Consider the following 14690-nt stretch of genomic DNA (forward strand, 5'->3'; position numbering starts at 1 on the left):
TGCACAAAAACGATCCAGAAAAATAAATAAATAAAAACGTGTGCTCACACAATTTTTTCCTCTGGCCAACTCGCTACGTATTGCCTACCGGAAACTGTTATCTTTGTCCTATCGTTTACCACAATTATGTTCGAGAATCTTCAGGATAAATTAAATAAGGCCATTAAAACCCTCAAGGGGCAAGGCCGCATTACCGAAATCAACGTAGCAGCGACGATCAAAGAAGTTCGTCGCGCACTGACCGACGCCGACGTAAACTACAAAGTAGCGAAGGAAATTACCGACCGCATCCGCGATAAAGCCCTCGACCGGAAAGTACTTATTTCGGTAGAACCCGGCCAGTTGTTCGTCAAAATCGTGCAGGAAGAACTGACCGAGTTGATGGGGGGCGAAGCGCAGGGAATCAATATCAAAGGTGACCCGGCTGTTATTCTGATCGCTGGTTTGCAAGGTTCGGGTAAAACAACGTTCTCCGGAAAGCTATCGTCCTACCTCAAAAAGCAGGGACGTAACGTTTTGCTGGTTGCCGCCGACATTTACCGCCCGGCCGCTATCGACCAGTTGAAAGTGCTGGGCGAGCAGGTTGGGGTTGAGGTTTATTCCGAGCCTGAGAATAAAAACGCCGTAGCCATTGCCAAAAACGCCATTGATCAGGCTAAGAAAACTGGCAAGAAAATCGTCATCGTCGATACAGCCGGACGTCTGGCCGTCGATGAGGCCATGATGCAGGAAATTGAAGCAGTAAAACGTGCGATTTCGCCTACTGAAACACTGTTCGTAGTCGATTCCATGACGGGGCAGGACGCTGTGAATACGGCAAAAACCTTTAACGAACGGCTTAATTTCGACGGCGTTGTTTTAACTAAACTCGATGGCGACGCTCGGGGTGGTGCGGCTCTTTCGATCAAAACGGTCGTTAACAAACCCATCAAGTTCATCAGCACGGGCGAGAAAATGGAAGCCCTCGACGTTTTCTACCCCGACCGGATGGCCAGCCGGATTCTGGGAATGGGCGACGTTATTTCGCTGGTAGAGCGGGCGCAGCAGGCTTTTGATGAAGAAGAAGCCAAACGTATCAACGCCAAGATGCGGAAGAATCAGTTCGACTTCGACGATTTCCTGTCGCAGTTGCAACAGATTAAAAAGATGGGTAACGTAAAAGACCTGCTTGGTATGATTCCGGGTATGGGCAAGATGATCAAAGACTTAGATATCGACAATGATTCCTTCAAACCCATCGAAGCCATCATCAGCTCCATGACGCCCAAAGAACGGCAACGTCCCGACATCATCGACGGCAGTCGCAAAAAACGTATCGCCAATGGTAGCGGGACGAACATTCAGCAGGTCAATAATTTGCTGAAGCAGTTTGACGAAATGCGGAAGATGATGAAGAAAATGAATACTATGCAGGCGTCAGGCAAACTGAACAAGATGATGCGCTAGGTTTGTCGGCTTGACTCTTTATGCAAGGTCAAAGTTTCGGGGTTCAGATTCCAAGTTATAAACTCAGGAATTTGAACCCCGATTTTTATAAATCCAGGTAATACCGTCGATGAGAAGGTTCGAAGCGCTCGATAGCGTAACGTAGCGCCGTTCGGGGCATTTGTCGGATATGGTCATGCAAAAATTCTTCCAACGCATCGACGTTACGTTTTCCGACTTCCCGCAGCATCCAACCCACTGCCTTATGGATTAAATCATGTTTGTGCGACAGGAGCAATTCGGCCAGCGCGAACGTATCACTGAACTGTCCAAGTCGAATCAGGGCAAGTGTTGATACAATGGCGATACGTTTACTCCAGAGATTTTCTTCCTGAACGAGATCGTAAAGGATCGACCGGTCGCCCTGAACAACGTAACGCCCGATGATGTGCGGACACGTAACATCGACTAAATCCCAGTTGTTAATGAACTGTCGGTTCGCTACGTATCGCTCCAAAATAGTGGCTCTATCCATCGAACCAGCTTTATTTGTCTGCTTTACCCAAATCAGCAAACCAGCCATCCGGCATTCGTGAATCGGATCCTGAACCAGTTTTTCAACCTCGTCAAGCGGCAGAGTTTGAAATAGCTTCACGATGGCGCGTATCTGTGGTAACGAAAGCCCGATAAACTGATCTCCTTCGCCATACTGACCAGGACCAGTTTTAAAAAATCGGGCTACCATTACAGCTCGCTCCGGCTGAGCCAGCGCAATAATGGCAGTTTTAGCAGTCTGGTAGGTTTGTTCCATGTACACAAAAAAAGCAGAGACTCGAGTGAGTCTCTGCCAAAATCTAGCGAATACTTACGATTAATCGTTCAGTTTGGAGCGAATAAACTCCTGTTCCGATAGCATTGGGATGGAGTACAACACCGTTTTATTACGTTCAAAGGTCGGTCTGTCGAGGTCGGCAGCCAGGTATTGACCCTTCACAAACATTTCAATTGTTCGCTTGATCAGGTCAGTATCATCAGGGCGCTCTTCTTCGTCCAATACCAACGTATCATCATCAAAATCCGGCTCGGGATACGACTTGTTTATAGGCTCATTCAGAACAATAGTTGATCCATTGTAGCCAGTTGGCGTTTTCTTATCGTCGTTTTTGAGCGTAACCGGCGGCTTCACATCAACCTCGCTCCCTTCATCATCGACTAGTACCAAGTCACCCGATGGCTCTTCTTCACCTTCCAGACTGCCCGTTGGTTCGTTTAACTGTGCGTCAACATCACCGCTGTTATTGTCCTTGTCATCAACAACTGGGTTCGTATCAGCCGTTTTCTCCTGAACTACTTCATCATCGGGTTTCTTCAGCTGTTCCATCAGCTTAGACGTACCATCGAAACCGGCCGCAATGATCGTAACCCGAAGTTTATCGCCGAGCGTATCATCAGTGATAGCGCCAAACTTAAACATCTTGGCTTCACTTTGAATTTTCTTGGATACGTGCTCCGAGATCGCCATTTGCTCTTTCAACAACATGGCATGCTGTTTACTCGACGAAATTGTTAACAGGATACGCTTAGCGCCCCGGATGTCGTGGTCGTTGAGCAGCGGAGAATTCAGAGCGGATTCGATGGCACGTAGCGCCCGATCTTCACCCGCAGCTTCCGCCGAACCCATCACTGATTGACCGGCGCCTTCGAGTACCTTTTTTACGTCGGCAAAGTCAGCGTTGATATCGCCCTGCGTAGTGATAATCTCAGCGATACTTTTTACGGCATTGGCCAGTACGTCGTCGGCGTGGGCATAAGCTTCGGTCCAGGTAAGCTCGCTGTAGAGTTCCGCTAACTTATCGTTGAGCACTACAAGTACCGTATCGCAGCTATCTTTCAGCTTTTCGATACCTTCGCGAGCCTGTTCTTTTTTGTCTGTTCCTTCGTACCAGTACGGCGCTGTAACGACGGCTACAGTGAGTAAGCCCATTTTACGAGCCACTTCAGCCACAACTGGAGCCGCACCAGTACCTGTACCCCCGCCCATACCGGCGGTAATGAACACCATTTTGGTGGGAGAAGCCAGCAGGTTTTCGATCTCTTCTATGCTGTCGCGGGCTGCTTTTTCACCTTCTTTCCAATCAGTTCCCGCACCCAGGCCATCGCCCAGTTGCAGTTTCGTTTTCACTGGATTATTCATAAGAGCCTGACGATCAGTATTGCAAACAGCAAAACTGACATCCTGCATCTTCATTTTATCCATGTGTTTAACGGCATTCCCGCCCATGCCGCCTACACCAACAACCTTGATGATAATGGGGTTGTTGTCTGGCATTTCGAATCTATAGCCCTGACTAGTCATCGTATGGGTAAATGATGTCTATTGGTTTTCAAAAACTTTTGTCGACGATTACTACGTCAAGCGAAACCCGGTTTGTTAGCCCGGATAATGGTCGGTTTCGTTCCCGCGAATGGGACGCGTCAAACGCCGAAGCCAGCCAAACAAACCACCCTCTTCCTCTGAGTCCGGTTGTGGTTGTGGTGGAGTAGGCGGTTTTCCGTTTGTTCCCGATGGTTTATCTCTCCCACCATTGGTTTGCCCGTTGGGTACATTGCCTAAATGAGACTCTTCGGTACGTGGTCGGTTCGGGTCGGTTATGAACGAAATTCGGTTGTCAAGCGTCTTATACCCAGCCCAAACTAAGCCTACAGCGGTTGCATACGCCGGATCGGCCACTAGATCAGCGCGGCCATTGGGTTCGAGGTGCTCAGGGTAGCCAACCCGAACTTCTTCCAGACCAGTTACCCGACTGAATATCTGTTCCGCCCCCGAGATCATCGCCGAACCACCTGTCAGTACCAACCCACCCAGCAGTTTATTTTCATAACCTGAGCGGATGATTTCAGCCTGCACAAGCGCAGCAATTTCCCGTAACCGATCTTCAATGATTACTGCTACGTTCTTGAGCAGTACGTCCTTGGGTTTTCGATTACTCAGACCCGGTACGCCTACCACCTCGTTCAGGTTATAGTCCGACGGGTTAGCGCTGCCAAACTTCTTCTTGAGCAATTCGGCCTGGTTGGGCAGAATTTTGCAGCCCGTCTGAATGTCCGACGTCAGGCTATTACCTGCCCATGGAAACACGGCTACGTGACGTAGTACGTTGCGGTAGTAAATCGCCATTTCGGTGGTGCCACCGCCAATGTCGACCAGAGCTACACCCGCGTATTTTTCTTCATCAGTCAGCACTGCCAAACCAGAGGCCAGCGCCGAAAGCATCATCGTATCCTGAGTCAGGTTGTTACGGGTTATGCACCGACGAATGTTACGTGCCGCATTAGCCTGAGCCGTAATCAACTGAAAATCAGCTCCTAGTTTTATACCATTACGTCCAACTGGTTGGTTGACATTAACTTCTGTATCGACCACGAAATCCATCGGCAGAACGTGGATAATTTCCTTATCGGCCGGAATTGAGGTACGATACATATCATTGAGCAGATGATCGATGTCTTCGGTCTGCACTTCATCACCCGATGACGAGCGCGTAATGCTCCCGCTCGACTTCACCGACGTAACGTGTGCGCCACTGAAGCTAACATTGACCCGCTCAATGTCGACGTTCGACTGGTTTGCAGCCTCTTCCACGGCCCGCCGAATTGCGTTTACCGTGTTCTGAACGTTCACTACCGAACCTTTGGCAACACCATCTGTCAAGGATGTTTCGCCTACTCCTAATACTTCAAGAGTCTCCTGGTCCTTTTTATTGCGAATCAATCGACCGGCTACGGCGCAAACTTTGGTGCTACCGATATCCAGACCTACTACAATTTCTCCGTCTACGCCCATGGTTGTCATTGGCAAACTATTTGGTTTCGGTATTGAACGTTTACACGACGGTAGTGGTCCCAATTACCTGACGGTAAAACGTTTGTATAAACTAACTTCAATTTCTTAAACTTTGCGTCCAGTTCGGTCGGCGGCCCTAACTCAATCTGGTGATTGCCAATTTGAGGCCACATAACAACTTCTCCCTGCTCATCCACCGACAATTCAGCGATTTGTGCACGCCAGAACGGGTCGTCATGAATACGCTTCAATAAATCTAGCAACGGTCGATTTCGCTCATTCGCCAGCGAACGGTTCTGGGAGAAATAAGCCCCCGTCAGAATAGGTACTCGCGCCGTATAATTCATCGAAATTGGGAAAAAACGCCCTTCTTCGCTCACGTACTGCCCTGACACCGACCGCAATCCATCGCCCGAAGTCATCAATCGCGCCAGTGGACGAGGCTGTTCAATTACGACCAGCAAATCGCCGTTCAAGTCACGCGATATCTGACAGTTTTTCACTAATCCATGCTGCCTCAACCGTTTTTCAAGCCGTTGAAAATCAACATCGGCATAATCCTTTCCCAAAATAGGGTCAGCGCTTTCATTGGTTAAATACCCCATCACATCCTGACGGGTCAGAAACCGATGTCCTTCAACCTTATCGAGCTGAATCACAACCTGTCGAACAGTCTTTTGCCCGTGCCGAACTTCGGTAAAGGCAATTAGCCCGATCAGGCTTAAAAGCCCAGTGGTGACCAACAGCACCTTTTTGGATGATTTAAAGGTAGAAAACATCTATAAATAAGCTGAGTTGTTTTCGATATATTTTTATCTATTGGTACGATAGAATGCTTTTTAAGGCTGAAAGCTGTTGATCAATGTCGCCTGCCCCAATAGTTACCAGTAATGACGGCTTCATTTGTCGCACAACGTCGGGTAATTCGTCTTTGGTGCATTTTTGTTTAGTTTTCGATTTAATGCCCCGAAAAATCAAGTCCGACGTAACACCTTCAATGGGTAATTCGCGGGCCGGATAAATATCCAGCAGAATTACATGATCGGCTAGCGAAAGGCTTTCGGCAAACCCTTCAGCAAAATCGCGGGTACGACTAAACAGGTGCGGCTGAAAAGCTGCCGTCAACTCCCGATCAGGGTATAACGCCTTTACTGATGTCAGAAACGCTTTCACCTCTGCTGGATGATGCGCATAATCGTCAATAAGTACGACAGAATCAGTTTTCAGGATGTATTCAAATCGACGACGTACGCCTTGGTAGCTGCTCAACGCCGAGCGAATGGCTTCGGGTGATACGCCTACCTCCAGCGCTACGGCTCCGGCAGCAACTGCGTTCTCAACATTATGAAAACCAGGTATTGACAGACGAATATCTGCAATAATTCCGTTCGGATGCACTAAATCAAATACAAAAGTTGCCTGTTCAATACGAACATTCTGGCTATAATAATCGCCTTCTTGTAGTGAATACTCCCGAACAGTAGCAGATGTTTTGTCAGCCAGCGTTAATCCTTTTTTCATAAAGAGCATTCCGTCTGGCTCAATTTGGCTAACGTACTGACTAAACGATTGGAGAACAGCATCGTGAGCCCCATAAATATCGAGGTGATCAGCGTCAGTCGACGTAACGATTGCGTATTTAGGAAACAGCGTCAGAAACGACCGGTCGAACTCATCGGCTTCTACCACGCAAACCACTGAACGAAGGTCATCGGCAGGCTCATTCAGCAGAAAATTTGTTCCATAATTATTAGTAATTCCGCCCAAGAAAGCGGCACAGTTCACATTAGCATCCCGCAGAATATGCGCCACCATCGACGACGTAGTGGTTTTCCCGTGCGTACCGGCTACGCCCACCGTTGTCATCTGCCCGGCAATCAGGCCCAGCACCTGCGAACGTTTCTGCAACGTAAAGCCTTTTTCTACAAAATAGAGATACTCTACATGAGTTTTCGGTATAGCGGGTGTATAGATGATCAATGTTTCGGCCGGGTTCTCGCGGAACAAGGCCGGGATTTGTTCAACATCTTCCGAAAAATGAATTGCTATTCCTTCGTTTTCAAGCGCTTCCGTCAACGTAGTAGATGTGCGATCATAGCCAGCCACTACGTATTCATTGATGCGAAACCAGCGGGCCAGCGCACTCATGCCGATTCCGCCGATGCCCAGAAAATAAATGTATTTGAACTGTGTTAACGTCATTCGTTCAGTTGGAATGGTAGGAACAGAACTTAGCACTTTACTTTGCTACGTTCGTGTTTACGCTATCCACTTTATTTGGTTAGTTTTATTACTTCTTCGGCAATATCACGAGCCGCGTTAGGCTTCGCCAGCGTTTTTATCTGACTGCTTAGTTGCTTCTGCTGTGTTGGGTTATTCAGCAAATTCAAAGCGGCTGTAATTAGTTCTTCACGCGCATTTCGATCGGCAACGAGCAGAGCGGCATCATTCTTTACCAGACTCATCGCGTTTTTGGTCTGATGGTCTTCCGAAGCTGCCGGAAAGGGCACCAAAATAGCTGGACGACCTACCAGACAAAGTTCAGAAACCGATAAAGCACCCGCCCTTGAGATGACAATATTGGCCACAGCGTAGGCTTTATCCATATCGTAAATAAAGTCATACGCTTTCACCAGCGGTGAGCCAACGGCCGCTACTACTTCCCGCGCACGACTAATGAAACCCGCACCCGTTTGCCAGATTACTTGAACACCGGCATCAACGAAACGCTGTAATCCTGCTTCAATGCACTCATTAATCGTTCGTGCCCCCTGACTGCCGCCGATAATTAATACCGTAGGGCGAGTTTCTTCTAAAGCAAATAATTCACGACCTGCTACTATCTGTTGATCGGCAAACTGGATGTCACTACGTACTGGATTGCCGGTTAATTTTAGTTTATCGGCCGGAAAAAATGCTTCCATACCCGGATACGCTACACAGATACGTTTTGCCCAGCGAGCCAGCGCTTTATTCGTCAGCCCTGCATACGAATTTTGTTCCTGTATCAACGTAGGAACTCCTTTAAGCGAAGCCGCCAACAGCAGCGGCCCGCTCGCGTAGCCCCCTACCCCAACCGCTACGTCGGGCTGAAACTCACGCACGATCTGCCGGGCACGTAGCAAACTCCGGCCCAGTTTAAATGGGAATCCCAGATTAGCGAGCGTCAGTTCACGCTTTATGCCAACCACCGGCAGGCCAACAATTGTATAGCCAGCGCGGGGCACTTTTTCCATTTCCATCTTGCCTTCAGCCCCAACAAACAGAATCTCTGTTGCGGGATCGATGGTTTTCAGCTCGTTGGCAATAGCAATGGCCGGATAAATATGCCCGCCGGTTCCCCCTCCGCTGATGATAACTTTCATTCGTTTATAAGTCTCTGGCCATTGACGACCACTTAATTTCTAAATTTTGCTTTCGTCGGCTTCTTCCCGGCTTACGCTCAGCACAATACCAATGGCTATTCCCGTGAATATAAGCGACGTACCACCCATACTCAGTAAAGGCAACGGCTGACCTGTTACCGGCGCCATACCAATGGCAACGCAAATACTCGCAAAAGCCTGAAAAACAATACTAAACGTAAGTCCGGCGGATAGAAGTCCGCCAAACGGTCGGGTAGCTTTATGGATCGTTTTCATACCTCGCCACAAAAACCAGATGTACGCCAACACCACTGGAATTCCACCCAGCAACAGCCCGTATTCTTCCACAATAATGGCATAAATAAAGTCGGAGAAAGGGTTGGGTAAGGTGTTACGTTGGTGGCTGTTACCGGGCCCTTGTCCGGTGAGACCGCCATTCGCCAGAGCGATATAGGACTGTTCAACCTGAAATGGAATACTGTCTGATTTGGCGAACATGGAAACCCGATTCACCGCCGTCCCCAATCGCTGTCCGGCGGCTAGTGCGATACCGCCGAATATAATACAGGCCACAATCATATAGCCCAGGTAACGTACCGGAACCCGTCCGATGTACATAAGCAGGAAACACGTAGCGCCCAACAACAGCGCCGTCGACGTATTGGAAAGAATAATCAGCGAACAGATGAGCGCAATCCAGATAATCAGGTTGAACAGAACACTAGGATCGTTCATGAACTTTTGCCGTTTCGCCAGCATGGCCGCCAGGTTGGAGATGAGCGCCAGCTTTGCTAAGTCAGACGGCTGAAACGTCTGGTTAATTAATGGAATCGTTACCCAACGCGAGGCATCGTTACGTGCTTCGCCCCCAAAAAAAGCCCATAACAGTAACGGGATCGACAACCAAAGGCCATATTTCGACAATCGTGCGAAATGGACGTAGTTGATTTGATGAGCGAAATAAGTGCAGGCAATACCTGCCAACAGTAGAGCCCCGTGCTTTACTAAAAATACTTCGGTATTTCCGTCCAGTTCCCGAAATGCCTTGGTTCCTGTCGCACTGTATACGACAAGTACACTCATAATGGAAAGATAAAGCACAAACCACCAGATCTGGCGATCGCCTTTGAGATGCGTACGAATCCAGTCGCGAAGAGCCATGTTTTTGAATGTATGATGTAAGATATATGATGTATAATGCAGAAGTGCGATAGATATATTCTACTTCATATATCAGCCATTTTTTTTCTTACTGCTTCTTTAAATTGATTGCCTCGATCCTCGTAATTTTTGAATAAGTCGAAACTGGCACAAGCGGGCGACAATAACACTACGTCGCCGGATTCGCCCCACTCCAGGCCTTTTGCGATGGCTTCGTCTACCTGCTGCGTTTCGAAGATTTGGGCAATTTTACGTCCGAAATGCTCGATTAATTTGTGATTATTAACGCCCAGGCAAATAAGTGCTTTTACTTTCTGGCTTACTACGTCGTCCAGTTGAGTATAGTCGTTGCCTTTATCTTGTCCGCCTGCAATCCAGATAGTGGGCGTTTCCATACTCGATAGAGCATAAAAAACCGAATCCACATTGGTAGCCTTGGAATCGTTAATAAATTGAATTCCAGCTATGGTTCCGGCCGGTTCGAGACGGTGGGCGGCATTATGAAATGACGTTAGACCGGCCATAATGGCTTCATTCGTTACGCCCAGCGTCTGCGCCACTAATATGGCCGACAGCATGTTTATGGCATTGTGCGGACCACGTAAGGGCGTATCAGCCTGAGCTACCGCAAATGAATGCCCGTTACGTTGCGCAATCAGTTTGCCATCCTGAATATAGCCCCCCGGCATCACCGGCGACTGCAACGAAACGGGTAGTCGATTCACAACTATGCTACGTTTCGCAAGTTCATTCTGAATCGGTTGGCTTTCAGCGAAATAGATGAACGTATCGTCTGATCGGGCGTTTTGTAAAATCCGAAATTTCGAGTCAATGTAATTCTGGAAATTGTAGCCGTAACGGTCGAGGTGGTCAGGCGTAATATTCAGCAGAACCCTTACGTCCAGATGCACATCGTACATATCGTCTAACTGAAAGCTACTCAATTCGAGAACGTAGTAATCGAACGTATCGGCAATCACTTGTTCGGCAAAACTATCGCCTACATTACCCGCCAGGCCTACGTTCAAGCCCGCTGTTTTGAGCAGGTGATAAATCAGTAACGTAGTAGTGGTTTTACCGTTACTACCTGTTATACCAATGAGCTTCGCTTTCGTGTAGCGGGCCGCAAATTCGATTTCAGAAATAACGGGCGTATTTTGCGCACGCAGTTGCTGAATCAATGGCGCTTTTTCGGGAATACCCGGACTTTTTATAACCTCATCGGCCGACAGAATTCGGGCTTCGGTATGCGTACCTTCTTCAAATGGAATACCGGCTTTTTCCAGCGTTGTCCGGTAACTTTCTTTTAATGCTCCTTTGTCGGAAAGAAACACAGAGAAACCTTTAGCCTGCGCTAGTAACGCAGCCCCTACACCGCTTTCGCCCCCACCAAGAATAACTAATTGCTTAACTGACATACTCGATACGTACTATTGGCAAAGTAACGTATAAAAAAAAAAGCCCCAACCATAGCCAGGGCATTTCCATAAAATTTCTTCGGTTATTGCTATTCTTTCGTAGCCATCGATGATGAAAGCCGCATCCGATTAGCGGCTTTTACGATCAGGAAAATGACCCACGCAATGATCAAAAACTGAATTACTGTATTAAAAAAATTACCATAACGAATGGCTACTTCTGGCTCTGTACCAACAGCTTCTTTCAGCACATATTTGAGTTGACTGAAGTCAATTCCACCCAATACTAATCCCAGTATCGGATTAATGATATCTTCAACCAGTGACGAAGTGATTTTACCGAAGGCTGCACCAATAATTACACCCACGGCTAAGTCAAGCACATTTCCCTGCGCAATGAAAGCTTTAAATTCATTTAACATAGATGGATTAGTTTTAGGTTAAAAATGACTGACGGTAAAGCAATTGCGATAAAGGTAAAAATAAAACGCAAACTAAAAACGTCCTGGCAATGGAGCCGTCGATTTCTGACTATCCTTCTTTGTACGAAATGAACTGATGTTATAAACTAAGCCAATGGCAAGTGTCTGCTGGAGTTGTAATTCGGAGCTGAAATCCTTATTGTAAAGCGCAATCAGACCAAACGTAGTACTGAGGTATTTGCTCACTTTGGCCGTCAAAATCAAGTCGAGCCGGTGGTTGATGTTATCGAGATGCGAATACTCCGTAAAAAGTTGATAACGAGCATTTAACGATACATTCTCTGTAAGATTTCGATTTAGTACGGTCTGTAGCTGAAACGCCAGCCACTCGGTTCGGGTAGTTTTGCCGGGATCGACACCATATGCTTTCTGCGTCAGGTCAGGCACAAACGTACCATTGGCCAATTCTCTCACCCGCACGCTCTGATCTGAAAGGAATGTGAAACGCGGAGCCAGTGGACTCATACGTAGTGAAAACCAATCATTAGGTTTGTAGGCAATACCAACGGCAAATGTGAATTGGGCAGGCGCAAAAAAGTTAGATACCTTCAGGCGAGTCTGGTCGGCAGGTAGTTTGTCGTATCGGTATCCTGGTGCAAAAAACGTATTGAACGTACCGGAAACGAACATATCCCATTTCGAAGCAATCTGATGGCCCAGCACCGAAATGACGATAATCTGATCGGCCGCTTTACGGGTTGTACCCAACTGCGTTACGTAACCTAACTGCAAATCAGCCGTGTTATCCCAGGATGTTTTGCCTTTTTCGTACAGGGCACGGGCTGCGACAATTGCACCGAGAGCAACTGAATTAACTCCTCCACCTGACCAGTTACTGAACGACGCCTGATTGAAATTGATGCCGCCACTAAATGACTTTTGCCAATAGGACGTATCGGGTTTTACGGCAACCGTGTCCTTAAAATTTTTGGTAACTCTAATCGAATCAGGTGATACCGTTTTGCCAGAATCCTGTGCCCAGCACTGGTGTAAACAAAACCAGCTTAGCACTACGTACAACGCGCTTTTTTTCATTGAAGTATAGAAGTTTAGCTGCTAAAGAAGGATTAACCCGTTACTAATCTTTCTTTAAAAGAAGCTTAATTATCGAATACTTCTACTTTTTTTGTTTGCAGCGTTTGCAGCGGGAGAACCGTGGTTGTATCACCGGTCTGTATTGTCAATGATAGACTATCGATACGTAGTATTGGCCCTTTCACGTTATCAATCTGTATAATTTGCCCTTCTCTGTATTTATTTTTCGTGTAAAACGAAGACAGAATATTCGCCATTAAATCGCGGGAAGCCAGGCCGTATCCAACCGCAAAGGCAAATATTATTCCACCAATAACCAGATTGAAACTTGATTCCAATAATTCTGTATTAATACCGGCCTGACCAAGTGCGCTGATGATAGTAATGACTAGAAAAAACACAAACACAATGGTACTCAGCAGCCGGGCAGAAGCGATATTGAACGATTGACAAACGCTTAAAACCGCAGCCCGAATCCCATCCGACAGCAACACACCCACCTGGAGCATGATAGCAGCGGCAATCAGTTTGGGAATAAACTGTATGAGCGAGGCCACCATCTCCGTGATGGCCGCCACACCCAGCTTTTCAGTAGCTGCTTTGATAAAAACGAGCAGAATAAAGTAATAGAGTACTTTAGAGAGAATTTCACTCAGTTTAACTTCTGTTTTAAGTTGTTTTATGAGTTTTATTTCATTCAACCGATGACCAATTTTATCAAAACCTACCTGCCCCAGCACCCGCAGAACTATATAAGAAACTAAACGGGCGATACCAAATCCAATGGCCAGAATGATAATAGCAAAGAGTAAGCGAGGAACAAAATCAACAAATTGATCTATCAGATTTTGAAAGGTGTTCCTTAATATTTCAGTTAATTCGGGTAGTTGATTCATACATACAAACTATTTTTCTTCTTTCTCATGTAAGTGTGGTGGGTTTGCCAGTGTAGAAGCCGTACTAAATAAGTCGCCAATGAAGACGTCAATTACGGTGATAGCATTCCGAATCAAATCGATTTCAGAAACTATCTCCCTTTTCAGACGTGGAGGACAAGGGTCCGTTGGCTCTATTAGCTTAAATGGATTCGGTTTATCCATGGCAAACAAACTAGTTTCAGCGGAAAAAATCGCGGGCAGACAGTACAGCTTTAATTGCCAGTAATAACCAGAACACGGCTCCTTCCAGGTAGTATTTGCGGAGTTTATCGCGCGACCGTTTAAGCCGCATTTTGACCGCGCTTTCGGTCAATCCATTAATGTCAGCAATTTCCCGGATGCTAATATCATCCTGATATTTCATCAATAACATTGTCTGTTCATCGGGCGCCAATCGCTGAATAGCCTGTTCAAGTTGCTGCGCTTCCATTTCTTCAATATCAGCCAACTCTTCATCGCTACTAACATTCATTCGTTCCCAACCTTCATCCACATAAATTTCACGACGTAGATGGGGTGAACGTAACTGGTCTGTGCAGTGATTGTAAGTGATCGAATACAACCAGGTCGAAAATTTCGACTGCTCACGGAAGCCGCTCAGTTTAACGACCAGTTTCAAAAAAATATCATGCGTTAGATCTTCTGCCCGAATCGGGTCCTTCATAAACGACAGGCATTTGCGGTATACTTTATCGCAGTATCGTTCATATATCCGCTCAAAGTATCTATTTTCCTGCGTGTTAATATATAATCTAACTAATTCCTCGTCCGAAATCTGTTCCATAGTACACGTAATGGTGATTAAGACACAAAAAGTTAGAAAAGTAACGTAGTAGCGGAGACGATTCCGTTTAAGTAAAAAGTGGATACGTATGGATTGCCATTTTTTTGCACTCAACAACACGTTATAGGTCTCGTTGAGTGCAAAAAATACGTTTCCAACCCGTTAAAATCTCCTCTTGAAAGGAAATGATAATTCTCCGTAACCTTTATGAAGATTCCACTACAGAATTGATACCCCT

Annotated in this window: 13 protein-coding genes; 1 reads left to right on the forward strand and 12 read right to left on the reverse strand. The window is 46.7% G+C overall.

Annotated features, from left to right (window positions below):
* The first annotated feature begins 126 nt into the window (after nt 1-126).
* Nucleotides 127-1446 carry a signal recognition particle protein gene (ffh, locus tag ACYVF1_RS18990; RefSeq protein ID WP_461081701.1) on the forward strand — a complete coding sequence of 440 codons (1320 nt, stop codon included), beginning with the start codon at nt 127-129 and terminating at the stop codon, nt 1444-1446.
* An 85-nt stretch (nt 1447-1531) separates the two neighbouring features.
* Here ffh and ACYVF1_RS18995 read toward each other — a convergent pair whose 3' ends face one another.
* From ACYVF1_RS18995 to ACYVF1_RS19050, 12 genes are all read right to left on the reverse strand, one after another.
* Complete coding sequence (locus tag ACYVF1_RS18995; protein WP_461081703.1) at nt 1532-2236, reverse strand: DNA alkylation repair protein; 705 nt, start codon at nt 2234-2236, stop codon at nt 1532-1534.
* 60 nt (nt 2237-2296) lie between these two features.
* Nucleotides 2297-3781, reverse strand: coding sequence for a cell division protein FtsZ (gene ftsZ / locus ACYVF1_RS19000; RefSeq protein WP_461081705.1), 1485 nt, complete (start codon nt 3779-3781; stop codon nt 2297-2299).
* A 75-nt stretch (nt 3782-3856) separates the two neighbouring features.
* On the reverse strand, nt 3857-5278 hold the full coding sequence (gene ftsA, locus ACYVF1_RS19005; RefSeq protein WP_461081707.1) for a cell division protein FtsA: 1422 nt from the start codon (nt 5276-5278) through the stop codon (nt 3857-3859).
* Nucleotides 5275-6048, reverse strand: coding sequence for a cell division protein FtsQ/DivIB (locus ACYVF1_RS19010; RefSeq protein ID WP_461081709.1), 774 nt, complete (start codon nt 6046-6048; stop codon nt 5275-5277). Before ACYVF1_RS19010 ends, ftsA begins: the two co-directional genes overlap by 4 nt.
* A 37-nt stretch (nt 6049-6085) precedes the next feature.
* Complete coding sequence (gene murC / locus ACYVF1_RS19015; RefSeq protein ID WP_461081711.1) at nt 6086-7471, reverse strand: UDP-N-acetylmuramate--L-alanine ligase; 1386 nt, start codon at nt 7469-7471, stop codon at nt 6086-6088.
* Between the two features lie 71 nt (nt 7472-7542).
* Nucleotides 7543-8634: an undecaprenyldiphospho-muramoylpentapeptide beta-N-acetylglucosaminyltransferase gene (gene murG / locus ACYVF1_RS19020; protein ID WP_461081713.1), complete on the reverse strand. Its 1092-nt coding sequence runs from the start codon at nt 8632-8634 to the stop codon at nt 7543-7545.
* Between the two features lie 39 nt (nt 8635-8673).
* Complete coding sequence (locus ACYVF1_RS19025) at nt 8674-9795, reverse strand: FtsW/RodA/SpoVE family cell cycle protein (protein ID WP_461081715.1); 1122 nt, start codon at nt 9793-9795, stop codon at nt 8674-8676.
* A 65-nt stretch (nt 9796-9860) separates the two neighbouring features.
* Nucleotides 9861-11213, reverse strand: a complete 1353-nt coding sequence (gene murD, locus ACYVF1_RS19030) for a UDP-N-acetylmuramoyl-L-alanine--D-glutamate ligase (protein WP_461081717.1) — start codon at nt 11211-11213, stop codon at nt 9861-9863.
* A gap of 89 nt (nt 11214-11302) precedes the next feature.
* Nucleotides 11303-11635, reverse strand: a complete 333-nt coding sequence (gene mscL, locus ACYVF1_RS19035; protein ID WP_461081719.1) for a large-conductance mechanosensitive channel protein MscL — start codon at nt 11633-11635, stop codon at nt 11303-11305.
* Between the two features lie 72 nt (nt 11636-11707).
* The gene (locus ACYVF1_RS19040; protein WP_461081721.1) at nt 11708-12730 is read right to left on the reverse strand and encodes a DUF3078 domain-containing protein; all 1023 of its coding nucleotides are present in this window, start codon (nt 12728-12730) and stop codon (nt 11708-11710) included.
* A 65-nt stretch (nt 12731-12795) separates the two neighbouring features.
* The gene (locus ACYVF1_RS19045) at nt 12796-13626 is read right to left on the reverse strand and encodes a mechanosensitive ion channel family protein (protein ID WP_461081723.1); all 831 of its coding nucleotides are present in this window, start codon (nt 13624-13626) and stop codon (nt 12796-12798) included.
* 220 nt (nt 13627-13846) lie between these two features.
* On the reverse strand, nt 13847-14452 hold the full coding sequence (locus tag ACYVF1_RS19050) for an RNA polymerase sigma factor (protein WP_461081725.1): 606 nt from the start codon (nt 14450-14452) through the stop codon (nt 13847-13849).
* Nucleotides 14453-14690: the final 238 nt, after the last annotated feature.

It is taken from the genome of Spirosoma flavus (genome assembly GCF_054778555.1).

What these genes read in the sequence shown, in the direction of transcription:
- ffh (WP_461081701.1), top strand. Translation starts at nt 127, where the DNA reads ATGTTCGAGAATCTTCAGGATAAATTAAATAAGGCCATTAAAACCCTC.
- ACYVF1_RS18995 (WP_461081703.1), bottom strand. Translation starts at nt 2,236, where the DNA reads ATGGAACAAACCTACCAGACTGCTAAAACTGCCATTATTGCGCTGGCT.
- ftsZ (WP_461081705.1), bottom strand. Translation starts at nt 3,781, where the DNA reads ATGACTAGTCAGGGCTATAGATTCGAAATGCCAGACAACAACCCCATT.
- ftsA (WP_461081707.1), bottom strand. Translation starts at nt 5,278, where the DNA reads ATGACAACCATGGGCGTAGACGGAGAAATTGTAGTAGGTCTGGATATC.
- ACYVF1_RS19010 (WP_461081709.1), bottom strand. Translation starts at nt 6,048, where the DNA reads ATGTTTTCTACCTTTAAATCATCCAAAAAGGTGCTGTTGGTCACCACT.
- murC (WP_461081711.1), bottom strand. Translation starts at nt 7,471, where the DNA reads ATGACGTTAACACAGTTCAAATACATTTATTTTCTGGGCATCGGCGGA.
- murG (WP_461081713.1), bottom strand. Translation starts at nt 8,634, where the DNA reads ATGAAAGTTATCATCAGCGGAGGGGGAACCGGCGGGCATATTTATCCG.
- ACYVF1_RS19025 (WP_461081715.1), bottom strand. Translation starts at nt 9,795, where the DNA reads ATGGCTCTTCGCGACTGGATTCGTACGCATCTCAAAGGCGATCGCCAG.
- murD (WP_461081717.1), bottom strand. Translation starts at nt 11,213, where the DNA reads ATGTCAGTTAAGCAATTAGTTATTCTTGGTGGGGGCGAAAGCGGTGTA.
- mscL (WP_461081719.1), bottom strand. Translation starts at nt 11,635, where the DNA reads ATGTTAAATGAATTTAAAGCTTTCATTGCGCAGGGAAATGTGCTTGAC.
- ACYVF1_RS19040 (WP_461081721.1), bottom strand. Translation starts at nt 12,730, where the DNA reads ATGAAAAAAAGCGCGTTGTACGTAGTGCTAAGCTGGTTTTGTTTACAC.
- ACYVF1_RS19045 (WP_461081723.1), bottom strand. Translation starts at nt 13,626, where the DNA reads ATGAATCAACTACCCGAATTAACTGAAATATTAAGGAACACCTTTCAA.
- ACYVF1_RS19050 (WP_461081725.1), bottom strand. Translation starts at nt 14,452, where the DNA reads ATGGAACAGATTTCGGACGAGGAATTAGTTAGATTATATATTAACACG.